This window comes from Amycolatopsis sp. NPDC000009 (assembly GCF_055563465.1).
The window spans coordinates 215,981-239,736 of sequence record NZ_JBVHDI010000008.1; the positions used below are offsets into that span (position 1 = coordinate 215,981).

24 protein-coding genes are annotated in these 23,756 nt (G+C 69.2%); 21 read left to right on the forward strand and 3 right to left on the reverse strand.

What is annotated here, in order from left to right:
* Window positions 1-12: 12 nt before the first annotated feature.
* From ACZ3HL_RS22930 to ACZ3HL_RS23015, 18 genes are all read left to right on the forward strand, one after another.
* Window positions 13-948 (forward strand): hydroxymethylglutaryl-CoA lyase, encoded by a 936-nt coding sequence (locus tag ACZ3HL_RS22930; protein ID WP_465533487.1) that lies wholly within the window; start codon window positions 13-15, stop codon window positions 946-948.
* A complete protein-coding gene (locus ACZ3HL_RS22935) occupies window positions 938-1,687 on the forward strand; it encodes an enoyl-CoA hydratase/isomerase family protein (RefSeq protein WP_465533489.1) in 750 nt (249 codons plus the stop codon). Before ACZ3HL_RS22930 ends, ACZ3HL_RS22935 begins: the two co-directional genes overlap by 11 nt.
* Window positions 1,687-2,892, forward strand: a complete 1,206-nt coding sequence (locus ACZ3HL_RS22940; RefSeq protein WP_465412615.1) for a CaiB/BaiF CoA transferase family protein — start codon at window positions 1,687-1,689, stop codon at window positions 2,890-2,892. The genes ACZ3HL_RS22935 and ACZ3HL_RS22940 overlap by 1 nt, the downstream gene beginning before the upstream one ends.
* Window positions 2,889-3,677, forward strand: coding sequence for an enoyl-CoA hydratase/isomerase family protein (locus ACZ3HL_RS22945; protein ID WP_465412614.1), 789 nt, complete (start codon window positions 2,889-2,891; stop codon window positions 3,675-3,677). The genes ACZ3HL_RS22940 and ACZ3HL_RS22945 overlap by 4 nt, the downstream gene beginning before the upstream one ends.
* Window positions 3,677-5,284, forward strand: a complete 1,608-nt coding sequence (locus ACZ3HL_RS22950) for an AMP-binding protein (RefSeq protein ID WP_465533491.1) — start codon at window positions 3,677-3,679, stop codon at window positions 5,282-5,284. The genes ACZ3HL_RS22945 and ACZ3HL_RS22950 overlap by 1 nt, the downstream gene beginning before the upstream one ends.
* Complete coding sequence (locus ACZ3HL_RS22955; RefSeq protein ID WP_465533493.1) at window positions 5,281-6,237, forward strand: NAD(P)H-dependent flavin oxidoreductase; 957 nt, start codon at window positions 5,281-5,283, stop codon at window positions 6,235-6,237. The genes ACZ3HL_RS22950 and ACZ3HL_RS22955 overlap by 4 nt, the downstream gene beginning before the upstream one ends.
* A gap of 571 nt (window positions 6,238-6,808) precedes the next feature.
* Window positions 6,809-9,196: a sensor histidine kinase gene (locus ACZ3HL_RS22960; RefSeq protein ID WP_465533495.1), complete on the forward strand. Its 2,388-nt coding sequence runs from the start codon at window positions 6,809-6,811 to the stop codon at window positions 9,194-9,196.
* A gap of 52 nt (window positions 9,197-9,248) precedes the next feature.
* Window positions 9,249-9,674: a roadblock/LC7 domain-containing protein gene (locus ACZ3HL_RS22965; protein ID WP_465533497.1), complete on the forward strand. Its 426-nt coding sequence runs from the start codon at window positions 9,249-9,251 to the stop codon at window positions 9,672-9,674.
* The gene (locus tag ACZ3HL_RS22970) at window positions 9,671-10,042 is read left to right on the forward strand and encodes a DUF742 domain-containing protein (protein ID WP_465412609.1); all 372 of its coding nucleotides are present in this window, start codon (window positions 9,671-9,673) and stop codon (window positions 10,040-10,042) included. The genes ACZ3HL_RS22965 and ACZ3HL_RS22970 overlap by 4 nt, the downstream gene beginning before the upstream one ends.
* A gap of 16 nt (window positions 10,043-10,058) precedes the next feature.
* Window positions 10,059-10,613, forward strand: coding sequence for a GTP-binding protein (locus ACZ3HL_RS22975; RefSeq protein WP_465533499.1), 555 nt, complete (start codon window positions 10,059-10,061; stop codon window positions 10,611-10,613).
* 275 nt (window positions 10,614-10,888) lie between these two features.
* Window positions 10,889-12,523: a hypothetical protein gene (locus ACZ3HL_RS22980; protein ID WP_465533501.1), complete on the forward strand. Its 1,635-nt coding sequence runs from the start codon at window positions 10,889-10,891 to the stop codon at window positions 12,521-12,523.
* A complete protein-coding gene (locus ACZ3HL_RS22985; protein WP_465533503.1) occupies window positions 12,520-13,350 on the forward strand; it encodes a hypothetical protein in 831 nt (276 codons plus the stop codon). Before ACZ3HL_RS22980 ends, ACZ3HL_RS22985 begins: the two co-directional genes overlap by 4 nt.
* A gap of 204 nt (window positions 13,351-13,554) precedes the next feature.
* Window positions 13,555-13,743, forward strand: coding sequence for a hypothetical protein (locus tag ACZ3HL_RS22990; RefSeq protein ID WP_465412605.1), 189 nt, complete (start codon window positions 13,555-13,557; stop codon window positions 13,741-13,743).
* A gap of 78 nt (window positions 13,744-13,821) precedes the next feature.
* On the forward strand, window positions 13,822-14,016 hold the full coding sequence (locus ACZ3HL_RS22995) for a hypothetical protein (RefSeq protein WP_465533505.1): 195 nt from the start codon (window positions 13,822-13,824) through the stop codon (window positions 14,014-14,016).
* A 19-nt stretch (window positions 14,017-14,035) separates the two neighbouring features.
* Window positions 14,036-14,290, forward strand: a complete 255-nt coding sequence (locus tag ACZ3HL_RS23000; protein WP_465533507.1) for a hypothetical protein — start codon at window positions 14,036-14,038, stop codon at window positions 14,288-14,290.
* 146 nt (window positions 14,291-14,436) lie between these two features.
* Window positions 14,437-14,799, forward strand: coding sequence for an SPW repeat domain-containing protein (locus ACZ3HL_RS23005; RefSeq protein ID WP_465533509.1), 363 nt, complete (start codon window positions 14,437-14,439; stop codon window positions 14,797-14,799).
* A gap of 1,095 nt (window positions 14,800-15,894) precedes the next feature.
* Window positions 15,895-16,245: a hypothetical protein gene (locus tag ACZ3HL_RS23010; protein WP_465412602.1), complete on the forward strand. Its 351-nt coding sequence runs from the start codon at window positions 15,895-15,897 to the stop codon at window positions 16,243-16,245.
* Window positions 16,246-16,535: 290 nt separating this feature from the next.
* Window positions 16,536-18,320: a S8 family serine peptidase gene (locus ACZ3HL_RS23015; protein WP_465533511.1), complete on the forward strand. Its 1,785-nt coding sequence runs from the start codon at window positions 16,536-16,538 to the stop codon at window positions 18,318-18,320.
* 54 nt (window positions 18,321-18,374) lie between these two features.
* Here the strand turns inward: ACZ3HL_RS23015 and ACZ3HL_RS23020 are convergent, their stop codons facing one another.
* Window positions 18,375-21,059, reverse strand: coding sequence for a helix-turn-helix transcriptional regulator (locus ACZ3HL_RS23020; protein ID WP_465533513.1), 2,685 nt, complete (start codon window positions 21,057-21,059; stop codon window positions 18,375-18,377).
* A 563-nt stretch (window positions 21,060-21,622) separates the two neighbouring features.
* On the opposite strand from ACZ3HL_RS23020, the gene ACZ3HL_RS23025 reads away from it, so the two are divergent.
* Window positions 21,623-21,934, forward strand: a complete 312-nt coding sequence (locus ACZ3HL_RS23025) for a hypothetical protein (RefSeq protein WP_465412599.1) — start codon at window positions 21,623-21,625, stop codon at window positions 21,932-21,934.
* 32 nt (window positions 21,935-21,966) lie between these two features.
* Here ACZ3HL_RS23025 and ACZ3HL_RS23030 read toward each other — a convergent pair whose 3' ends face one another.
* Entirely contained in the window at window positions 21,967-22,098 is a 132-nt protein-coding gene (locus tag ACZ3HL_RS23030) for a hypothetical protein (RefSeq protein ID WP_465533515.1), read from the reverse strand.
* A 39-nt stretch (window positions 22,099-22,137) separates the two neighbouring features.
* Window positions 22,138-22,458 (reverse strand): hypothetical protein, encoded by a 321-nt coding sequence (locus ACZ3HL_RS23035; RefSeq protein WP_465533517.1) that lies wholly within the window; start codon window positions 22,456-22,458, stop codon window positions 22,138-22,140.
* 225 nt (window positions 22,459-22,683) lie between these two features.
* Between ACZ3HL_RS23035 and ACZ3HL_RS23040 the strand changes: the two genes are divergently transcribed.
* Window positions 22,684-23,040 (forward strand): hypothetical protein, encoded by a 357-nt coding sequence (locus tag ACZ3HL_RS23040; protein ID WP_465533519.1) that lies wholly within the window; start codon window positions 22,684-22,686, stop codon window positions 23,038-23,040.
* 241 nt (window positions 23,041-23,281) lie between these two features.
* A complete protein-coding gene (locus ACZ3HL_RS23045) occupies window positions 23,282-23,611 on the forward strand; it encodes a hypothetical protein (protein ID WP_465533521.1) in 330 nt (109 codons plus the stop codon).
* The last annotated feature ends 145 nt before the right edge of the window (window positions 23,612-23,756 follow it).

Here is a 23,756-nt window from a genome sequence, read left to right on the forward strand (position 1 = left end):
GAGGTGCGGCCGATGGCCGACCGTGTCACGATCTGCGAGTGCTTCGCCCGCGACGGGCTGCAGCACGAGCCGGACTTCGTCCCCACGGACACCAAGCTGTCCACCATCGGCGCGTTCGTCGCGGCGGGCTTCCGCCGCGTCGAGGCGACCAGCTACAGCCACCCGGAGCGCGTGCCCGCGTTCCGGGACGCCAGTGACCTGCTGGCCCGGTTGCCGCGCGGGCCGGGGGTCTCCTTCAAGGCCACCTGTCCCAATCCGCGCGCCGTCCACCGGGCGCTGGCGGATCTGGACGCGGGGAACGGCGCCGACGAGCTGAGCCTGCTCGTCTCGGCGACCGAGAGCCACACCGGGCGCAATCTGCGGACCACCCGCGCCCGGCAGTGGGAGAACGTCGAGGAGATGGTGCGCCTGGCCGGCGGCCGGTTCACCTTGGTCGGCGTCATCTCGGTGGCGCTGGGCTGCCCGTTCGAAGGCCACGTCGATCCCGGACGGGTCGTGGACGACTTCGGCCGGTTCGCCGAACTCGGCGTTTCGCTGGTGACCGTCGGCGACACCACGGGCCTGGGCGTACCGACCACGGTCGGACCGCTCTTCGCCCGGCTGGTCAAGGAATTCCCGGACGTGCCCGCCGTGGCGCATTTCCACAACACCCGCGGAACGGCACTCGCCAACTGCGTCGCGGCGTTGGACGCCGGCTGCCGGTACTTCGACAGCGCGTTCGGTGGCGTGGGCGGGCATCCGGCCAGGATCGGGTACGGCAGCGGCCTGACCGGCAACACCTGCACCGAAGATCTCGTCGCCATGTTCGAGGCCATGGGCGTCGGCACCGGTGTGGACCTCGATCTGCTGATGGCCGCGTCCGCCCGGTGCGAGGAGACGCTCGGCCGTCCGCTGCACAGCATGGTCGCGCGGGCCGGGCTCGGCCAGGGAGCCACCCATGACATCTGAGGAGACCATCGTGCGTAAGGAAGTGGTGTTGCGTGAGGACCACGGCCCGGTCCGGGTGATCCGGCTCAACCGGCCGGAGAAGCACAACGCACTCGACACCGAGTTGACCACCGCGCTGCTGGACGAGTTGCTCGCCGCGGACGCGTCCGACTCGGTTCGCGCGGTGGTGCTCGCCGGTGAGGGTCGCAGTTTCTGCGCCGGCGCGGACCTCACGGAGTTCGCCGGGCTGACCCCCGACCACCAGGATGCCGTGGTGCGCCGCGCGGACCTGACCGCCCGCACCCAGCTTCTGCCGCAGCGGCTGAGCAAACCGATCGTCTCGGTGGTCTGGGGCGCCGCGCTCGGTGGCGGCGCGGGACTCGCGATCGGCTGCGACATGATGGTGGTGACCGAAGACGTGAAATTCGGCTATCCCGAACTGAAGCATTCCCTGGTGCCCGCGATCGTGATGACCGGGCTGCAACGCCAGATCGGCCGCAAACTCGCGTTCGAGATGATCAGCCACGGCAAGCTGCTCGGCGCGGCGGACCTCGTCCGGCTCGGCCTGGCCAACCGATGCGTCGCGCGGGACGACGCGCTCGGCGCCGGCCTCGAGATCGCGGCCAAGTGGAGCGAGCCGTCCCCGGTGGCGATGACCGCCACGAAGGACCTGTTCTACCGCGTCGCGGACCTGCCGGTGGACCAGGCCATGCGGGCCGGGCGGGACGTCAACGCGATCATGCGTGGTTTCCGGGGCTGATGACGGTGCTTCCCTTGTCCGGTGTCACTGTTCTCGACTTCTCCCGGGTGCTCGCCGGCCCGATGGCCACGCAGGTCCTCGCCGAACTGGGCGCGGACGTGATCAAGGTGGAGCGGCCCGGCTCCGGCGACGAGTCACGGCTCATGCAACCGGTGCTGCCCAGCGGCGAAAGCGCGTACTACTTCGCGTTCAACCGCGGCAAACGGTCGGTGGTCCTCGACCTGAAGACCGACAGCGGACGGCGCCTTGCCGCCGGCCTGGCCGCGACCGCGGACGTCGTGGTGGAGAATTTCCTGCCCGGCGCGATGGACCGTCTCGGCCTGGGTTACGCGCAGCTGTCGGCGGCCAATCCGGGTCTGGTGTACGTGTCCTGCACCGGTTTCGGGCAGCACGGCCCATATTCCGACCGCAGGGGGTACGACACCGTGTTCCAGGCGTTGTCCGGGCTGATGGAGCTGACCGGGCATCCGGACTCGCCGCCTGCCAAGGCCGGTGTTCCCGTCGCCGACCTGACCTCCGGGCTGTGGATCGCGATCGCCGTGCTCACCGGCCTGGTCGGCCGTGGCGGCACCGGCGCGGGCAGGCATCTGGACCTGTCCATGATGGACGTCCAGGTCAGCCTGCTCGCCCTGGCCGCGGCCCGGCTGTTCGCCCTGGACGAGGACCCGCGCCGTACCGGTACCGAGCACCCCGGCCGGGTACCGTCGGCCGCGTTCGGTTGTGCCGACGGCAAATGGCTGCACATCAGCTGCAGCGACCAGCATTGGCTGCCGCTGTGCGCGACGGTGGCGGTGCCCGAGCTGGCCGAGGACGAGGCTTTGCGGCACAACGCCGGCCGGTTGGCGCAGCGGGAGCGGGTGATGTCCGCGCTGACCGCCGCGTTCGCCCGGCGACCTCGTGCCGAGCTGGCGACCGCCCTGCGGACGGCCGGTGTGCCGGTCGGTGAGGTGAACACGGTCAGGGAGGTTCTCTCCGACGAGAACACGGTGGCGCGCGGGATGGTCGGCGGCTTCGAGCATCCGGTGGCCGGCGCGTTCCCGGCGTTGCGGACTCCACTTCGGATGTCCGATGTGGAGGGATATGGGGCGTTGCCGGTCGGGACTCCGCCGGAACTGGGCGCGGACACCGGCGACGTGCTACGAAACCGGCTGGGGATGAGCGACGGCGAGATCGACGCGTTGCGGCAGGAAGGGGCGATCGGGTGACCCGGTTCGACATCGGCACCGAGGTGCTGCTGAACGTCGTCGACGGAGTGGCGACCGTCGTGCTCAACCGGCCGGAGGCCCGCAACGGCCTCAACCTGGCGATGTGCCTGGCCTTGCGGGACACGTTCGAGCATCTCGACTCCGCCGAGGACGTGCGCGTGGTGGTGCTGCGGGCCAGCGGTCCGGCGTTCTGCGCGGGTGCGGACCTCAAGGAGCGCACCGGACGGGACGCGGCCTGGGTGCGACGCAGGCGGCAGGCGTCCTTCGCCGCCTACGAGGCGATCGAGCGATGCTCCAAACCGGTGGTGGCGCTGGTGCACGGCGCCGTGGTCGGTTCCGGCGGGGAGATCGCGATGAGCTGCGACTTCGTCGTCGCCTCCACCGACACGACGTTCCGCTTCCCGGAGCCGCATTGGGGCACGGTCGGTGCCACGCAACGGCTGCAGCGCGTGATCGGCCGTCACCGCGCCAAGGAACTGCTGTTCACGAACCGGACGATGGCCGCCGCCGAAGCACACCAGGTCGGTTTGGTGGCGCGGTTGGTCGAACCGGCGGATCTGGACGCGGCGGGGACGACGGTGGCGGCGGAGATCGCCAAGGCTCCCCCGCTGTCGATGGCGCTGACCAAACAAGCGGTCGATCTCGGCGCGGAGACGGATTTGGACCGCGGCATCCGGATCGAGATGGCGGCGATCGAACGGAACCTCGCGGAAGGCGGCTGGCGGCGAGGCGTGGCGGACTTCACCACTTCGGCCAAGGCGGCCGAAAACGATCGGGAGGTCTGATGGAGCTGACCGGGGTCTGTCCACTCACGACGGACGAGGCTTTGCGGCGCGCCGTGACCATCGCGCCGGACGTGGAAGCCGTGGTGACCGCGCACAGCCGGATCACGTACGCGGAACTGGCGTCCGAGGTGGCTCGTCTCAGGTCGGCCCTCGCGGCCGCGGGTGTGCGGCACGGTGACCACGTCGGGGTCTGCGTGGGCAACGGGCCGCGGTGGGTGGCCTTGTTCTTGGCGATCGGCTCGCTCGGCGCGGTGACCGTGCCGGTCAACACCCGGCTCAAGGCCGCGGAACTCGGCTATGTCCTGCGTCAGTCCAAGGTCAGCGTGTTGTTCCTTGCCGACTCGGTGCTGACCGCCGACCTGGCCGGAATCCTGCGTGAAGCCTGCCCTTCGGTGGACACCGGCCTGCCCGATCCCGGTCTGCCCGACCTGCGCCGAGTCGTCGTGATCGGCGACCGGGTACCCGCCGCGGCCGGTACGTGGGACGAGTTCCTCGCCGCGGCCACCGAACCGGTTCCGGCGGCCTGCTCACCCGACGACGTGCTGCTGGTCCAGTACACGTCTGGCACCACGTCGTATCCGAAGGGCGTGTTGCTGACACACCGGAGCATGTGCGCGAACGGCTTCTTCTCCGGAGGCCGGGTCGGTCTGCGGGCCGGCGACCGGTTCCACACCGCGCGGCCGTTCTTCCACGTCGCCGGCACCACGCTGTCCATCCTCGCGTGCCTGCAGCACGTCGCGACCGTGGTGGCGATGGAGAGATTCGAGGCAGGCGAGGCGCTGCGGCTGTTCGAGGCCGAGCGATGCACGCACTTCTCCGGAAACGACACGATCGCCCTGATGCTGCTCAACCATCCGGACCGGCCGCACCGGCGACTGGTGCTGCGCGGTGCCTGGCTGGCCGCGTCGCCGTCGGTCGTACGGCGGGTGATCGACGAACTCGGCGCACGGGAATGCGTTGTCGGATATGGGCTTTCCGAAGCATCCCCGAACGTGGCCCAGTCGGCGTGGTGGGAGCCCGACGAGATCCGGTCGGCGGCACTCATGCTGCCCCAGCCCGGCGTCGAGGTCCGCGTCCGGGACGTCTCGTCCGGTGTGGACAGTCCGGCGGGCGTGGCAGGCGAGATCGTGGTGCGCGGCTGGAACGTCATGCGCGGATACCTCGGCCTGCCCGAGGACACGGCGGCGGCGGTGGATCCCGACGGCTGGCTGCACACCGGCGACCTCGGCAGGCTGGGCGAGAACGGCAGGCTGGAATTCGCGGGCAGGCTCAAGGACATCATCCGCGTCGGCGGCGAGAACGTGGCACCGGCCGAGGTGGAGAACGTGCTGCACCAGCACCCGAAGATCCGGCAGGCGGTGGTGGTCGGCGTGCCCGACGGCCGGCTGGTCGAGGTGCCGTTCGCGTTCGTGGTGCTCAACGACGGCTGCACCGCCACGCCGATCGAGCTGGTCGACTGGATCAAGCCACGGCTGGCCGGGTTCAAAGTCCCGAGGTGGGTTCACCTCGTCGACGGCTTCGAGCGGTTCGGCATGACCGAGAGTTCGAAGGTACGCAAACAACCCTTGGCCGAGCACGCGGTGAAGTTGCTGGAGGCCGGGGAATGAAGATCCGCACACCGGCCACCGAGCTGCTCGGCATCGACCTGCCCATCGTGCAGGCCGGGATGTCGTGGGCATCGTCCGCTTCGGCCTTGCCGTTGGCGGTGTCCTCGGCGGGCGGGCTCGGCGTGGTGGCGGCCGGTCCGATGCGGCTGCCCGATCTCGACCGCGTCCTCGACGAAATGGAACACGGTACGGACCGGCCGTTCGCGGTGAACCTGCCGCTGTACCGGCGCGGCGCCGACGAGGTCATGGACCTGCTGGTGGCCCGGCGTCCGCGCGTGTTGATCGCGTCCCAAGGCGGACCGCGACGCTACCTGTCGCGTTTCCGGGACGTGGGCACGATCTGCTTGCACGTGGTGGCCGGTGTCGAGCACGCGCTGAAGGCGGCCGAGGCCGGTGTCGACGGGCTGGTGGTCGTCGGCGCGGAGGCAGGCGGACATCCCGCGCCGGACCAGGTGTCCACTTTGGTCGTCGTCCGGGCGGTCGCCGCGGCGGTACCCCAGATGCCGGTGATCGCCTCCGGCGGCTTCGCCGACGGCGCGGGCTTGGCCGCCGCCCTGGCCATCGGGGCAGGCGCTGTGCAGTTCGGCACGCGCTTCCTCCTCAGCACGGAGGCGAACGTGCACCCGGCATATCAGGAGGCGGTGCTGCGGGCCGGTATCGACGGCACCCGCCTGGTCGGACGTGAGCTCGGTCCGGTCCGCGCGCTGGCCAACGAATTCGTCGAGCGGATGACCGAACTCGAGGAGAACGGCGCCGACCTGGAAACACGGCGCGCCGAGTTCACCAGGTCGACGCTGCGCATGGCCGCGTACGAGGGCGATGTGGTGCACGGCAAGGTCGAGGCGGGCCAGTCCGCCGGACTGATCGATTCGGTCGTTCCCGCCGGTGAGATCGTCCGCCTGCTCGCCGAGGAGTACGCCGCGACCGTCGGCCGCCTGCCCCGGCCGGAGTAGCGCTCCGCAATGGCCGGCATCCGATAAGAATTCGTACGGAATTTCGTATCGGCGCGCCCGATAAATGCCGACTGGCCTTTTCCCCTTGTTCCCGGCCGAGGTTTTCGCCGCCCCGCACGGCACCCCTCGGCCGGTAAACACCGACGGACGCGAGAAAGTGATTTGCACCACACTTCCATAGAGGTGCTGGACACCGCCCGCGTTCATTCTTCTCAGGGAAGGGAAGCCCGGACATCTGGCCGTCGCGACCAGGAGACCGCAATTTCACTTTCACCCGTTCGGCCCAGTCGCCAGTACGGCGAATCGCCGCCCGGCGCTCATACCTCAGGAAACGGGGCAAGCGCCTTGACGCGATCGGTCATCGCTGTCCATCCGGCGGTCGGCGGCGGTATTGAGGGGGCGGCCACGGCCGTGCGGTTCATGATAGAAAACGGTTCCTGATCGGTTCCGCGGCGACATGGAGAGCGAGGCGAAGACCGGTGACGGCGTCCGCCGCCTGTCCTCGTCATGCCTGTTTCCCCGGCCGGCTCCTCACTTTCGCCCACTGTCATTCAGGAGTTCGTGAACCCCCGTGCAGAACAAAGACGGCAACGACGAGTCGGACAGCCCGTACGACAAGTCGATCCGCAAGCGACTGACCAGGACCGTCCTGATTCCCAGCGTGACACTGCTGGTGCTGTGGACCGCGGTGTCGTCGTACTTCTTCGTCAACGGCCTGTATGTCCGCTTGGTCGCGGCCTCTGTGCGCGAGGTGTCGATCCCCGCCGCCACGGCACTGGCCGCGCTCCAGCAGGAACGCCAGATCGCGTTGCGGTACTTGGACGATCCCGCACTGGGACAGTCGCCGCTGGAGGAGCAGCAGAAGACGACGGACGAGAAACTCGCGGCGCTGCGGACCGCTTTCGATGCCACGATCTCCACCGCGCCGGACGAGATCGCGACCAAGGTCAACGCGCTGAAGGACCGCTTCGACAAGCTGCCGGTACTGCGCTCGCAGATCAGCTTCCGCAGTATCGACCGTGGTCAGGTCAACGACTACTACAACGGAGTGCTGGACACCGCCACCAACCTGTTCGACACCCAAGCCCGGGTCACCCCGGACGCCACGGCCGCGCATGGCGGTATCACCGCGACTTCGGCCTTCCGTGCCGGCGACCTGATGTCGCGCGAGGCGTCGATCGTGTCGACGGCGCTCGCGTCCGGGACCTTCGATCCCGACGACTTCGTCCAGTTCACCAGGCTGTCCGGCTTCTACCACGCACAGCTGGACCAGATCGCACCGTTCCTCGACACCGAGGTCCGCGGCACCTACCAAGCGCTGACCACCGGGGCTGCCTGGAAGCAGCTCAAGAGCGCGGAGGACGCGCTCGTCAAGCACGGCCCGTGGTCCGGCGGTGACCGGCGCGCTTTGCCGGTGACCGGGGCCGACTGGCAGAACGTCACCGGCCAAGTCGCCCAGCAGCTCAACGACATCGCCATCGCGCAAGCGGACAAGGTCTCCGCGGCCGCGATCGACTCCGGTGACGCCCAGCTGCGCAATGCGATCATCGGCAGCATCCTCGCGCTGCTCGCCTCGCTCGCGGCGATCATCGTCGCGGTGCGGGTTTCCCGATCGCTCGTCGACCGCGCGCTGCTGACTCGTCTCGCGCGGTTGCGCGACGACTCGCTCGACCTCGCCCGCAACCGGCTGCCGAAGATCGTGAACCGGCTGAAGAGCGGCGAACCCGTCGACCTGAAGGAAGAGCTCCCTCGGCTCGACCACGGCCGGGACGAGATCGGCCAGGTGGCCGAGGCCTTCAACGCCGCCCAGCTCACCGCCGTCAACGCCGCGGCGAGCGAGGCCAAGGCCCGCAGCGGCCTGCACAACGTGTTCCTCGGCATCGCGCACCGCAACCAGGTCCTGGTTCACCAGCAACTGCAGATCCTCGACGAGATGGAGAGCCGGGAGGAGAACTCGACCCAGCTCGCCTCGCTGTTCCAGCTCGACCACCTCGCCGCCCGCGCCCGCCGCACGACGGAGAACCTGATCATCCTCGGCGGCAAACAGCCCGGCCGCCGCTGGCGCAAACCGGTCCCGCTGATGGATGTACTGCGCGCGGCCGTCTCGGAGACCGAGCAGTACTCACGGGTCCAGGTCGAGCAGGTGGCCGATGTCGCCATCGCCGGGGCCGCGGTCGCCGACACGATCCACCTGCTCGCCGAACTGGTCGACAACGCGACGACGTTCTCACCGCCCGGTTCACCGGTCGAGGTGACCAGCCGGATGGTCGCCCGCGGTCTCGTGGTCGACGTGTCGGACCAAGGGCTCGGCATGAAGGACGCGGTCCGGGACTGGGCCAACGCGATGATGGCCGAAGCTCCCGAGTTCGACGCGATGGCTCTGCGGGCCGACTCGAGCCTGGGCTTGTTCGTGGTCGCGCGCCTCGCGGCCAAGCTCGGCGTCACGGTCACCTTCGACCCGTCCCGGTACGGCGGTCTCCGGGCCACCGTGCTCGTTCCCACCCAGCATCTTGCCGCCGAACAGCCCGCGGATCAGCGCCCCGGGGCGGAACCCGCACGGCCCGAGGTCACCGCGATCCCCGCCACCGCAGGCGCCCCCGCACCGCGGACGGCGAACGTCTCCCCTCGTTCCGTAGAGGCGCCCAGCTCCTTTCCAGATCAGGTCCCGATGAATCGAGATGCCAGGCCAGGGTCGTACCCGGCACAGACCCTCGTCCCGCCGGCCGCCCCGGCCGTCTCGGTGGCGGACGCCTCCGGGCCGGCCACGCCGCCTCCCGGGCAAACCGACGACCGGCCGCGGCTGCCCCGGCGCGAGCCTCAGCAGAACCTCGTCCGCCAACTCGAGGACGAGCCAGACGACGGCTACGACGACGTGCCACCAGGAGAAGGGACCGCACGCACGCTCGCGGCCTTCCACAAGGGAACTCGCCGGGGGCGCGTCCCGGCCGACGATTCGTGACCACGGCAACACCCACCGAATGTCCACAAAGGAAAGTCAAGGTCTCTCGAGCATGAACGAGCACGGGAACTCCAAACCCGACCTCAACTGGCTTCTCGACGATGTGGTGAGCCGCGTCGTCGGCGCCCAGAACGCCATCGTGCTGTCCGCCGACGGGCTCCTCATCGGCAAGTCGGCAGGGATGAGCAAGGACGACTCGGACCAGCTGTCGGCCATCGCCTCCAGCCTGCAGAGCCTCGCCAAGGGGGTCAGCAAGCAGTTCTCCCGCGGCCGTGTGCTGCAGAACATGATCGAGATGGAGCACGGATATCTCTTCGTCTCGGCAGCGGGTCAGGGAGCGTGCCTCGCCGTGCTGGCGGGGGACAGCGTGGACGTCGAGATGATCGCGTACGAGATGAACCGACTGGTCAAGCGCGTCGGTGACTACCTCGCGTCCGCCCCTCGTGAAGCGGTGCGACCGCTGCGGGAAGCGACATGAGCGGCGAAGACGGCTGGTACGACGAGGCCGCCGGGCCGTTGGTCCGGCCGTACACCATAACCAGTGGCCGGACACCGGAGGACAGCGCCCGGCTCGATCTGTCCACCCAGGTGATGACGTTGCGGTCGGAACAGGAGCCCGCCGGGCTGGGCCCGGAGCATCGGGCGATCGTACGGCTGTGCCGGCAGCCGGTGTCCATCGCCGAGATCGCGGTCTACGTGAAGATCCCGCTCGGGGTCGTGCGGGTGCTGTGCGGCGACCTGATCGATCGCGGCCTCGTCATCACCCGGTCCCCCACCCATGACCCGGTAAAGGCACCGGACCTCGAAACACTCCAGGCGGTTCTCGATGGCCTCATCAAGCTCTGACGGCGCGGCGGACGACATGGTCCCCACGCCCGTCAAGATCATCATCGCCGGCGGCTTCGGCGCCGGGAAGACCACCATGGTCGGCTCGGTGAGCGAGATCCCGCCACTGACCACCGAGGAGGTGCTCACCGAAGCCGGCGTCGGCGTGGACGATCTGTCCGGAGTCGAACGGAAGCAGACGACGACGGTCGCCCTCGACTTCGGCCGGATCACGATCTCGACGCGCCACGTGCTGTACCTGTTCGGTACGCCGGGGCAGGCGCGTTTCTGGTTCATGTGGGACGACTTGGCGCGCGGCGCGATCGGGACCGTCGTGCTCGTCGACACCCGGCGCCTGGAGACCAGCTTCGCCGCGATCGACTTCTTCGAGCGCCGGAAAATCCCGTTCGTCGTCGCGGTGAACTGCTTCGACAACGCGCCGCGCTACACCACCGAGGAGGTTCGCGAAGCGCTGGTCATCCCCGATCGGGTCCCGATCGTCCTGTGTGACGCACGCGACCGCAACTCCAGCAAGCTCGCCCTGATCCGCCTGGTCAAACATGCGATGACGATCATGCCGGCGCCGGTCTGACCGTGCCCCTGCGTGTCCAACCCGGACTCCCGTTGATCCACATAGGGCAACGGGTTGGACCACTCGGGTAAAGCTTGATAGTTGAATGTGCACCTACCTGATAGCCTCCCCTGGTGACCAGTCGATTACCATCGTTTCCGGTCTATACAACGGAAAACTATCCGGCGCAAGGTCGACTGTTCGGCGACTTCCTTTGTGGACTATGGACAACGGCATGTGACGCGCTCGAGTTACCGCAAGACCAGTCGGCGTGGGCCACCCGGATGCTGCGAGCCGTGCTTCCCACGTGGACGAACGAACGGATCGGATACACCCCCGCCCGGCCGTCCTATGTGGCGGGCGACGGGTTTCCGGCCGAGATGTCGGTGAACTGGTCCGGGCGGCACCCGGAGCTGCGAATACTGTTCGACAGCCTGGGTGACGACCGGGCCCCGTTCCCGGCGGCGGTGACCGGCATCACCGGCACCGCGGATCGTCTGGAGGGGATTCACGAGATCTTCGGTCCACGAGCGGGCAGGCCGTCCCCGGCCCCGCTGTGGCATTCGTTCGCATGGCGTCCGCCCTCCCACGTGGTTCACAAGACCTACTTCGGGTTGTACGCCTGGCCGCACTCACTGCGTTACTCCGCCGTGGACGAAGCGATGGCGCGGCTGGGGATGACCGACGCCTGGAACGATGCCCGTGACCGGGTGGAGAACGCCGACGGCGCCCGCGAAATCGAGTTCTTCGCCGTGGACCTGATCGACGAAGCGGCGGCCAGGGTGAAGATCTACTACCGCAACCACGGCGCCGACATCGCCGAAATGAACCGGATCGCCGGGACGGCACTGCACCACGACACCGAAGACGCGCTGGTCGCCTACCGGACGCTCGCCGGCGACCGTACCGATGCGGGCGAAGCGGCGTTGAGCTGTTTGGCGTTCCGTCCCGGCCGGAACCGCGCGACCGAGTCCACGACCTACCTCCGGCTGGCCGACCTGACCGCCGGCGACCAGGAGGCCGTGGACCGCACCTCGACGCTGTTACGGAGCGAGAACGTGGATCCCGGCCGGTTCCGCGCCCTCGCGACGGCGTTGGCACCCGGCCCGCTCGAGGACAGCCGGGGCACCCTTGAACTGGTCAGCTACCGCGCCGCGGGCCGGTCGGGCGACGTCACCACGTACTTCCGGTTCCCCGTCTACGAACAGCCCGCGCCTCGCCTTCTCCCGGCTGTTGATCTTGCACGCCACCACCGGAAAGATGATCTCGCACAGCGCCACCGGAAGGAGCCGACCATGACCCACCAGGACGTGGAGCGCATCGCCCGCTACAACGAGGAGCGGCAACGGGAATACGAGTCGTCGGCCCTGATCCGGTTGCTGGCCGACGAAAATACGGACATGGCCACGAAAAAGGCCGCACTCACCTACCTGCAGCCGTGGTCGAACGCCTTCCAGCGGATGATCAGCGCCCGGGTCACCTTCGAGACCGATCCGGATCTGCGTGCGCTCGCACTGACGCACCAGCAGGAGGAGGTCGGCCATGACGCCATCCTCGCCCGCAGCCGCGCGGAGGACGAGCGGCTCGTCTGGGATCCCGTCATCGAGGCGGGCGCGTCGTGGTTCGTCGACCAGTTCGCGGTCCTTCCGGGCGTCCAACGCGCCGTCCTCGCCCACCTCGCGCTCGAAGCGGGAAGCCTCGTCCTCAGCCAAGCCGGCATCCGCGCGTTCCCCGGCGACCCGTACTTCGCGCTGCACGACGAAGCCGACGCCGAGCATCTCGAGATGGGCTACCAGGTTCTGCGGCGACGCACCGACTGGACGGTGGACGACCTGCTCACGGTGCTGGACCGGGCATGGCAAGTCATCACCGTGGTCTCCGACCGCATCGCCGAATGTGCCCAGCGGGAAACCGGGTTCGCCGCCGCATGACCGCCACCGCCGGCCTTGACCCTGCCGCGGCGGCACTTGCCGTCGCCGGCGAATGCGCTCGTGCCTATCAGGACGTCTTCACCGAACGCTTGGCCGCTGTCTACCTCATGGGCAGCCTCGCGTACGGCGGCTACGCGCCGGCCGTCAGCGACATCGACCTGGCCGTCATCCTTACCGGCATTCATGACGAAGACCCCGCCGCCATGGCCTCCATGGGCGACACGCTACGTCGTCGTGGTCCCCTGCACCGCAAGCTCTCCGTGTTCTGGTGTTCCCTTCCGGCTCTGCGTGAGGGGCAGGATGATGGGCGCTTCCCCGCGCTCGACCGCCTGGAGTTGTCCGCCCATGGCCGGCTTCTGCTCGGCGACGACGTCGCCGGGCAAGCCACCCGGCCGACTGCCAGGGAACTGCTGCTGGAGAGTTCCCGGTTCGCCATCGACGTCCTGGCGACCGACGAGGTGACCGACGAGTTCCGCCGCCCCGACCGGCTCCTGAGCGATCCGGTGTGGTTCACCAAGGCCGTCCTGTTCCCGGTCCGCTTTCTGTACACCACCACGAATACCGACGGACGCGCCGCCACCAACGACGAGGCCGTCGCCTGGTATCTCGCCCATCCTCAGTCGACCGCGCCCTCTCTCGTCCGCCTGGCGGCGGATGTCCGAGCGGGACGCCCGTTGGATCCTACGGCGGCGGCTCCGGAGCTGGCAGCGGGTTTGTGTCCGCTCTATCGGCACTACATCGACGAGCAGACGCGGCTCCTGCGTCGCTCCGACGCCCCAGCCGACCTTGTCCGCGCCTTCGCACACTGGCACGAACGACTGTCCTGACGCCTCACCCGGGGTGAACCGCCGCCGTCCGAAACGGCGCCGCGTCGACGGCGTGCCCATCGGATCGAACCGGAATTCCGAAGATGGCCGATCGTAAGGAGTTCGTCAGGTGCCGCACGGTGTCACTGTGCCACCGTTGCCTTCGGGACCGCACCGATCCCGGGTGTGACGACGATGGTGGTTCGAGTGCGAGGTGATGAGTCAGTGACGGTCGGCACCCTCCGGAACACGCGTTTCCCGGTTCCCGCATGCACGGAGCAGGAAATCGCGCGGTTACGGCACGACGCCGAGCGGGTTCGCAGGCTGGCGGCCGAACGCGGAGCGCAGGGCGGCCCCCAGGAACGGGAATCGGTCCCGCAGGACACTGCCGGCAGGCTCCGGCACTCGGTCTGAGCCTGGGCGACGTCATGACAGGACGACGCGGCATCACACGGCTGGCGGGTATCGCCGCACCGGGTGTGCTCGGCGCCGGTGCACTGTCCAATCGGGTCAACGACGTTCTCGCATCTGCTGTCCTTCACCCTCGGCAGCAGCGCGGTCAGCCCGCTCGAGATGGCGAACGTGTCGGCCACCCTGATGAGCGGGGGCGTCCGGTGCCCTCCGGCGCCGGTCCTGTCCATCACCGACCGCGACGGAAACGCCGTCCAGGTTCCGCAGGAGCCCTGAACGAGTCATCTCCCGTGCTATGGCCGACACAGTGCGCGCTGGGCTCAGCGAGGAGACGAAGTCCGGCACCGCGGCGGGTGCCGCGGGCTGGACGCGCCCCGACTTCGGCAAGACCGGTACGACGCAACACAGCAAGTCGGTCACTTTCGTCGGTGGAGTCGACGACTACGCCGAGCCGGACACCATCTGTACAGGCCTTCCGTTCACCTTGGCGAGTGCGAGCGCGCGGCGTTCGGCGGCACCGTCGCCACACGTCCGTACTTCGCCGCGATGAACGAACTGCTCGACGGTGTGCCGTCTTCCTCCGACCGGGAGAAGTGAAAGGAGAACCCCGCCGTGCGAACGCACTTCGACCTTGACGACGATATGCGGAGCCGATCACGCACTTCACCGCTGGAACACAGTCTGCGCTCGGCGATCGTGGACGCTCTGACGTTCCTGACCGGCTTGTGGCTCGTCTTCTCACCGTTCCTGCTCGACCACGGTGGCACCGGCCTCGGGTTCAACGCCTTTTGGAACGACGGACTCACCGGCGCGGCACTGCTGCTGCTAGGCGCCACGTCGCTCGTCGACCCGTCCGCCCGCCGCACGTGGAGCCCGTTCCGGCTACCGCTCGGCGCCTGGCTCATCTCGGCTCCGGCGGTTCTCGAGTACGACATCGGCACGGCACCACAGGTCACCACCAGTGACCTCATCGCCGGCTCCGTGGTTCTCGCGCTGTGGCTTTTCTCGAATCATGCGTCCAGCAGGGACCGCCGTGGCTCCGGCCGGGAAGACCAGTGACATCCGTGTCGGCGCGGAACCGACGTCTCGGCGGCCTGGCGGCCACGATCGCGCTCGTGCTGAGTGGCTGCGCGTCCAGCGATCGGCCGGCACCCGGCCAGCGCCCGCCACACCCGCCTCCCGCGCCCCTGACCGGGGTGAACAAACCACTGCAGACCTTGGGCTCCACGATGCGACTCGGCCCCATGTCCGTCCTCAACGTGTACCTCATGCCACCCCGGACGGAACACTACGAAGCAGGCCAAGACGCCGTCGTGCGGTTGACGTCGCCAGCCCGCTGGCGAAAGAGACCGTCATCCATTGGGATCGCGAATGCGACGGAACAGCCGAACGCGTCGAAGAACTACCAGTGACAGCCCTTGGCCTCGTCCCTGTACCGCCGAACACACCGGACCACCGGCACAACGCTTACCAGCTGAAGCTGACGGGGCTGACCCAAGACGTTCTGGCGATGACCGTCCCCATCACCTTCACGTTCGCCAAGGCGGGCACCGCCACCATCTCCGCGAAGATCCGGCCACACGGCGAACGTGACGACGTTTTCGCGGAATCCGCCTGTCTCACCTGACCCGCGAACCGCCGCGGTCACAACGGAAGGAGCCGGACCGGCCGCCACGGCCTCAGGGGGCCGATGAAGCCGCATAGCGCAATCCATCGATCGCATACCGGCCAATGCCTCGCCGACAGCCAAGATGGCGCGGCCGAACTCCCGTCCGTCCGGTGTTCGACATACGCGACAACGCACGCGGCCCGAGCGACTCGATCACGCCGACCCGAGCTGATCGTAAGGAGTTCGTCAGGTCGGTCGTGGCGATGCCGTGCGACGGTAACCGTCAAGGCGCTTCGGCTTCATCTGCCGGAGATGCGTGGCGACAACGTCGAACAGACGTGAGGTGATCGGTTCTGAACAGAAACAGTCTGTCCGTGAACAGGAACGCCTCGAACGCGTCGCCGACGTTCACGAACGTGCGTTCCGCTCGGGCCCCCACCCGGTACCGCGGTCGTGGCGGTACCCGGCGCTCTCCGGTGCGGGACCGAAACCACCGCCGCCGAGGCCGTTACCGGCGATCTCACCGCCGCCGCCACGGTTTTCGGGTGCCGAGCCACCGGAGCGACAGCTACGGCGCTAGCGACCCGCGGTACACCGGCCGCACACCGCCACTAATCCGGGCCGAGGCACGCCGTCGCCGGAGCACAGCCGACAAGGCCGGCCTGATCTGCGTCGTGGCGATGATCCCGATCGTGGTTACCGCGGTGCTGATCATCACGCTGAACAGCCGGTACACCAGTGGGCTCTTTCTCTTTCTCGCGGTGCTGGCGGTCTCGTACGACGCCTGGGCGAGCCGCTCGGCGCCCAGCATCGATCACCCATCCCGCCACGAGCGGATCACCGGGCAACTCGGCGACGCCGACACACGACCGCATCGGACGAGCGACGAGGCGTGACACCTTCGGCTTGCTGGTAACAAGCTCGCGGACGCGGTGACTTCGACCTGCTTGACGTCAGCCGTCTCACTCGGCACCTGGGCACCGGCCTCATCCACGATCATCACCCGACCGCGTTGGCCGGCTCGAGAAGAAGCAACGCGACCCGCTTACCTCCGGCGCTGACGATTGCGTATCCCACCCACGGTTTCCGGCGTTGTTTCCGGTCCATGCCCTGGCTGACAGTGGTTTCCCCGCGGGCTTCGCCGCGGACACCCCGGAAACCCTGCATCGGGAGGAACACCTTGCGTGTGAACAGAATCTTGTGCGCCTTGCTCGGCGTACCGGCGTTGACGATCGGGACCGGTGTCCCCCTCGCCGCGGCATCGCCCGGCCAGGCACAGGACGCCAGTGGCTACATCGTGGTGCTGAACGACCGCGGCACCGATCCGGCGGTGTTCGCGTCGGGACTCGTGGACCGGCACGGTGGCCGGGTCGGTCAGATCTACCGGCACGCGGTCAACGGTTTCTCGGCGACGTTGGCGCCCGCCGCGGCGTGGGCGTTACGGGCCGACCCGCGGGTGCGTTCCGTCGAGGCCGACGCGGTCGTCGGCACGACCGACCAAGCCGTTCCGACGGGCGTGGACCGGGCGTATGCCACGGCCAACCCGAACCTGAAGATCAACGGCACCGACGACTACAGCGTCGACGTCGACGTCGCGGTTATCGACACCGGTATCGACGCGCAGCACCCGGACCTGAACGTGGTGTCCAGGACGAACTGTGTCAACAGCGGTTCCTGCACGGACAACGCCGGCACCGACGACCACGGCCATGGCACGCATGTCGCGGGCACGATCGGCGCCCGCGACGACCGGGCCGGTGTCGTGGGCGTCGCGCCGGGAGCCCGGCTCTGGGCGGTGAAGGTGCTCGACCAGAACGGCAGCGGCCAGCTGTCCGGCGTCGTGTCCGGCGTCGACTGGGTCGCCGCGCACGCCGACGAGATCGAGGTCGCCAACATGAGCCTCGGCTGCGAGAACTGCGAGAACGACGCCCTCAAGACGGCCATCTCCGGCGCGGTCGCCAAGGGTGTCGTCTTCTCGGTGGCGGCGGGCAACAACCACAAGGACGCCAAGACGTTCTCGCCCGCCAATCACCCCGAGGTCGTCACCGTCTCCGCGATCGCGGACTTCGACGGCAAGCCGGGCGGCAAGGCGGCGTCGACCTGCCGTGCCGATCAGGACGACACACTGGCGGACTTCAGCAACTTCGGCGCGTCGGTGGAGATCGCCGCACCGGGCACGTGCATCCTGTCCACCTACCCCGGCGGGCAGTACAAGGCCCTCAGCGGCACGTCGATGGCCGCTCCGCACGTCGCGGGCGCCGCCGCGCTGCTGACCGCCAACGGCAACCGCCCCACCACCCGGGACGGAGCGCTGGCCGTGCGGCAACGGCTGATCGACACCGCCAACACCAACTGGACCGACGACTCCGGCGACAACGTCAAGGAGCCGCTGCTGGACGTGAGTTCCACCCAGGACTACCCGGCGGGCACGCCGGATCCGGGAAGGCCCACGGCGGCGTTCACGGCGGGCTGCTCGACGGCGAACACCACGTGCGCGTTCGACGCGGGCGCGTCGAAGGACGCCGACGGCAGTATCACCGGCTACTCCTGGGAATTCGGCGACGGTGGCTCCGGGACCGGCAAGACCGCCTCGCACACCTACGGCAAATCCGGTTACTACAGTGTCCGTCTGACGGTGACCGACAACGTGGGCAAGACCAACAGCACCCGCCGTCTGGTCAAGGCGGGCGACCTGCCGCCGTCGGCCGCGTTCACCGGCCGCTGCCAGAGCGGCGTCTGCTCCTTCGACGGCGGCGCGTCCAGCGACGAGGAAGGGGCGGTCACCGGTTACGCGTGGAACTTCGGTGACGGCACGACCGCCACCGGCAAGACCGCCTCGCACGAGTACCCGAATGTCACGAAGACCTACACCGTGACGCTGACCGTCTCCGACAGCAAGAATCAGACCGGCGCCACCACCCGGGCCGTCAGGTGTCACAAGCACATCGGCAAGCCGCTCTGCTTCGCCTGAATCCGGTGATGTTGTCGTGTGCGGTCCGGGGTTCCCGGGCCGCACACGGCCGGGTCAGCCTGCCCGGACATCGCGTCTGGACGGCACACCCAGCTTGCGCAGCACGTTGGCGACGTGCCGCTCGACCGTGCGGGGCGACAGGAACAGCACGTCGGCGATCTGCCGGTTGGTGTGGCCCGAAGCGACCAGCCGTGCCACCGCCCGCTCTCGCGGTGACAGGTCGCCGCCGTAGCCACGCCTGCCCGGCCCTCCCCCGAGCGTGCCGCCGTGCTCACGCAGCAGATGCTCACACCGCGAGGCATCCCATGTGGCACCGAGGCCGGTGAACGCGCGCGCGGCGACACCGGCGAGTTCGATCGCACGCGCGGTGAGGCGGGCGGCGAACAAACTCCTGGCCGCGGCCTCCGTCGCACGGGCTTGTTCGTAGGGCCGCGGCAAAGCGGCGAGCCGTCGCGCCGCCTCGGTCAGCAACGCCACGGCATCGTCGTGCCTGTCTTCGGCGGCGGCCACCCGGCCCAGCCCGTGCCGCAGCAAGGCGTGTCCCAGCGGGCAATCGCGGGGCTCGACGTCGGCGGCGAACTCGTCGAGCAACGCCCGGGCACCGGCGACATCGGGCAAGCGCAGCAAGGTTTCCACCCCGGCATCGACCAGTTCCGACGCCCAAGCCCACACGCCCTTGCCCCGCACCACCTCGACGGCCGCGGAGAACTCGGCGACGGCGTCGGGTAATCGGTCACGCAGCACGGCGAGGCGCACCCTGGTCGAGGCGGCGACCAGGACGGCGGGCCCGTACCAGCCCTGCTCCATCCCGAGCCCGGGAAAGGCCAGCAGGCGCCCGGCCTCGTCCCACTCGCCCGTGGCGAGCGCGAGGTGAGCCAGCACCAGATGGGCTTCGGCGGACGAACGCGGGGTGCGGGTCTCCGGATGGCGCCGGGCCCGGCCGGCCAATCCCGTCCATTGCCCGGTGACCAGCGCGAGCCGCAATTCGTTGGCGGCGGCCATGTGCCGCAGGTAAGGCGAGGCGTGGGCGGCCAGTTCCTGTGCCTTGGCGAGGAAGTCCCGGCCGGCGGCGTGATGGCCGAGCGAGAGGGCGGCGTCCGCGAAATTGATGTGTCCCCGTACCAGTTCCTGCCGCTGTTCCGCCGTGGTCCCGTCCTGTGGCAACTCCGCGACCGCCACCCACCCGCGCCGATCTCCGAGCTGCAGGAGCGCGCCGGCGCGATTGACCATGATCGCCGCGAGCAGCGCCGGATCGCCACGGCTCGGCATGACGCGTTCCGCTTCCGCGAGCCACCGCAGGTGCTCCTCGGCCGGCCAGGTGCCCCATTGCGGCATGGCCAGTGCCGCCATCGCGCGCGCGGCCAGCAAGGGGCGGCGCCGCAGCTCCGGAACGGCTTTGACGATCTCCGCCCAGCCCGCGCCCACCTCACCGGCCTGGTTTCCGCGCAGCAGGCCCAGGTGCAGACGCAGTTCCCCGCGGGCGCCGTCGGGCAACATGTCGTCCGCGATGATCGCGCCCAGCAGGGCCACGGTGTCGTCGTAGGTGAGGCTGCCCAGCGCGAGCCGCCCCAGCCTGCCGGCCAGCGCCGTGCGCACGCGCCGCGCCAGCCCGGGTTCGCCGAGCAGGTCACGCAGCAGTTCCACCGCCTCCGCGGGCTCGCCTGCCCGTGCGGCGCGGTCGGCGGCGCGGACCGCGTAGTGTGCCGCCGCGGCGAGATCGCCCGCGGCTCGCGCGTGACGCGCCAGTTCGGTCAGCGCCTCGTCGCCGCGGCTCTCCAACGCGCGAACCACCGCGGCGTGAGCTCGTCGCCGTCGTGCCGCCGGCAGGGTGTGTGCCAGCACCATCCCGACCAGCGGCGGCCGGAACTCGAACAACCCGTCGTCACCCACCGCCAGCAGCCCGGCGTCGGCGGCGCGGGCGAGCGCCGCATCGGCCTTCGCCGCGGGCACACGGCAAACGTCGGCGGGCAGGTCCGCCGCGAACCTTCCGCGCAGCAACGCGGCGGAGGCCACGACCCGCATCGCCGCGGGGGAAAGCACACCGGCCCGCTCGACCACCATTTCCTCGATGGCGCTGGGGACACCTCGCCGCTCCAGCACGCGGCGGGGGTCGCCGTCCTCGGGCCGCAACCGTGGCAGGAGATCACCGACGAACCGGGGTACGCCGCCGGTCAGCGTGTGCAGCCGGTCCGCCCAGCCCTCGGGAACGGGCCCGCCGAAGGTTTCGGCCGCCCACGTCCGCACCTGGAGCGGCGTCAACGCTTCCAGTTCGACGCGGTGTTCGGCGCCCCACCGGTGTGGCGATGCCGTGGCCGAGCACGTGATCACGAGCGAGATCCCACCCGGGAGGTTGGCCGCGCAACAGCGCAGGACCCGGCGTGACGCACGGTCGGCGAGGTCCGCGTCGTCCACCACGACGAGCAGGGGTGCCGCGGTGATCAGCAAATCGCGCAGAGCGGCACAGCTTTCGTAGATCCCCATGCCGTCGGCCACCACCGCGTGCGCGGCACGGGGGTCGCATCCGGCTTCAGGCAGGCAGCGCACCAGTTCCCGCACCGCGACGAGCGGCTCGTCGGGCAGCCCGCGGCACCGCACCACGATGCCACCGCCGATCCGGGGCTCGGACAGCACTCGTGCGGCCAACCACGACTTTCCCATCCCCGCGGCGCCGGTGACCAGTACCGCGGTGGGCGGCCGTGCGACGAGGTCGCACAGCCGCCGCACCGCATCATCGTCCACTGTGGATGGTCATCGAGCGCGGGCGACGGCATACCGGCCGGCCACCGCGATTTCGGCCTCGGGCGACCGGACGGCGGGCTCTCGGCCCCCTCTGCCGGACAACGACCGAGAGACGTCGAAAGGACCGGCTCACACTCATGTCGAACCCCCGGCAGAGTGAAGTGGGCATGCTCGAACATGCACCAAAGTCCCATCAACGGTACATATCCACGCAACCCGGCGGAAGCCTCTACTCACTGGTACCGAGAATTTCCCTGCCCATGTTCGGTGTTGTTCAGTTTGTGTCGGATCGCGGGGAGCATCGGGCGGCACGGCCCGGCGTTCCACGACCTGATCACTGCCGCGTGTCACCGGAAGTCGACCACGGATTCCGGGTCTTCTCTGTAAGGTCACGAACCATGGGCTTGCCACCTCACACGGTTCCTGTCGCGGCAGCGCGGCCAACGCCTCTCCGCGCGAGCCCACTGTTCCGGACAGCCGTCATCACGCTGCTGGGCGCAGGGCTCCTCACCGCGTGCGGAGAGCCCGCACCACCGGCCACACCCGCTCCGTCGGCGGGAACCGTGGCCAGCTCGAATGCCGCGCCGAAGCAACATCTCCTGGAGCTGGAGGTGACCGGCACGGCCACCCTCTCCCTGACCTTCACTCTCGACGGGAAAGCCGAAGAGGAAAACCCGGCCACCCTCCCCTGGCGCAAGACGGTCGCCGTCCCGTACGGCACCGGCCGCCACGAATTCACGCTGGCCATGCGGCACAGTGGTGGCACCTTGGCCGCGACAGCCACGGTCGACGGGAAGCTGCTGACGCGGACCGGGGGCAGCAGCTCACCCGGCAGCACCAATACCGCCAACCTCTCCGGCAGCTTCAAGGACTGAACCGGCCCACCTCGGCGGCATCCAACTACGCCTCAGCTCCTGACCACGCCTTCGAGTTCGGACTTCAGATCCTCTTCGACGGCCTCGAACAACGAATCGCATGGTTTGGGGTCGTGGTTCCAGTTCTCGATCCAGTCGCGGACGTCTTTCTCCAGGGCGGTCACGCTTATGTGGAAGCGGGGGCGCGATAGCCGGATCACGACCTACGAACCTGGCCGGATCCCCGGCGTTCCCGCAAGCCGACCGGCTTCGACCGGCAGGGCCAGAGGCAGCCCGAAGCTTCGCAGCACGTCCTTTTCGAAGCGGGTCATGGCGCGGATCCGGCTGCCGGCGAGGGTGAGCACCATCAGCCCGTTCGCGTGGCAGATACCCGCCTGGGGGTCCGGTACGTACATGCCGAACGCGGGCCGGCCGTTGGCCCTGGTCGCCACCAACCGGTAGGTACGGCCCCGGCGGAAGGTCACCGCGGTGTGGAATCGGGCCGCCAGATCGCGGCCCTGGTATTCCAGCGGCAGTGGCGGCATGCCTGCGCAGGGCGAGGATGGGGCGGTCGCCAGATGAAACGTGACCCGGATCGCAGGACAGCGCCTTGTGCGAGACGTGCGCGCCGCGTTGCCGCCCCTCTTCGTCCACTTTGGACCAGAACGGTAGCCCGGACGCGGGGATCCACCGGCCTCCGCAGGATCATGGAGTGTCCGGCGGCCGCGCATCGCCGACACCGAGGGCCGTGCGGGTTATATCGTGGCCCGGTGTTCCTTCCAGTTCCCCACGAGCGAGTCGAACTCGTCGAGGTGCTCGGTCCCGACGGCGCCGGAAACGATCAACTGGTGGCTATCTGGGAAGCGGACGAGGCCCAAGCCGCGCTGACGCTCGTTGCCGGCCTGCCCGAGGGTGAGCTCAAACGGTGCTTCATCCCCGTCTGGAAGATCCGGGCGCACAGCGCCACGCGGTTCCTTTTCGAGATCAGCTTCTGTTTCCGGTGCCACGGCGCACGGCTGCGCGGGCCCGCCGTTCCTCCCGAGCAGGACATGATTCACGCCTTCGACTCCGAGGACTCGACCAGCCGAGAACTGCTGGCGAGGCTACGAGCAGCCGGACAGAGCTGACCTCACCCGGCAGATCCGGGCGCGGCCATCGAGCAACGTCGCCACTCGGCGGCCTTACGGGCGTCCATCGTGAACCCACTGCTGCGAGTCGCCTCCGGTGCACGGGACAAGTCGCACGAAATGGATGGATCCCGAGCCCTCACCGAGACACGTCCTGGTCACGTTGTTGACCAGTTGGAACCCGGCGGCCGTGGAATTCAGCTACCACAACGCGGCCGGGTCGTCGGCAAGACAGCCCTTCATGACGGCCTGGCGTTGCGGGCGACGAGACACATTCGCGGTCGGTGAATCCGCGGGGACGCGCCGGGGCGACGGCCCGTCCGTCGAGGTCCGGGTCGATCTCGAAGGGGTGGGCCCGGCGGGCGCCCCGCTGAGCGTCAGCCGGTACCTGGTCCACCCGCGCGGCCAGCGTCCGCTGACCTCGCTCGGCCTCGCCATGGGGATCGAACGGCTGCTCGGCCTGCGCGGGGAAGCGGTCCCGCCCGGCTTCTACACCCCGGAGACCTTGCTCGAACCGGACCACACGGTCGAACGACTCGCCGGCGCGGGCACGCTCTTCGTCGACGCATGAGATCGACGCCGGGCGGCGACGTGCGCACGTCGCCGCCCGGCCCGCGCAGGCGGGATAGGAGACCTACCCCGCCCCACCGGAGCCGCAGAAGGCGCCCCCGTTACCCGCCAGGTCCCCGCCCAGGACGTTGTACGCCCAGTGACGA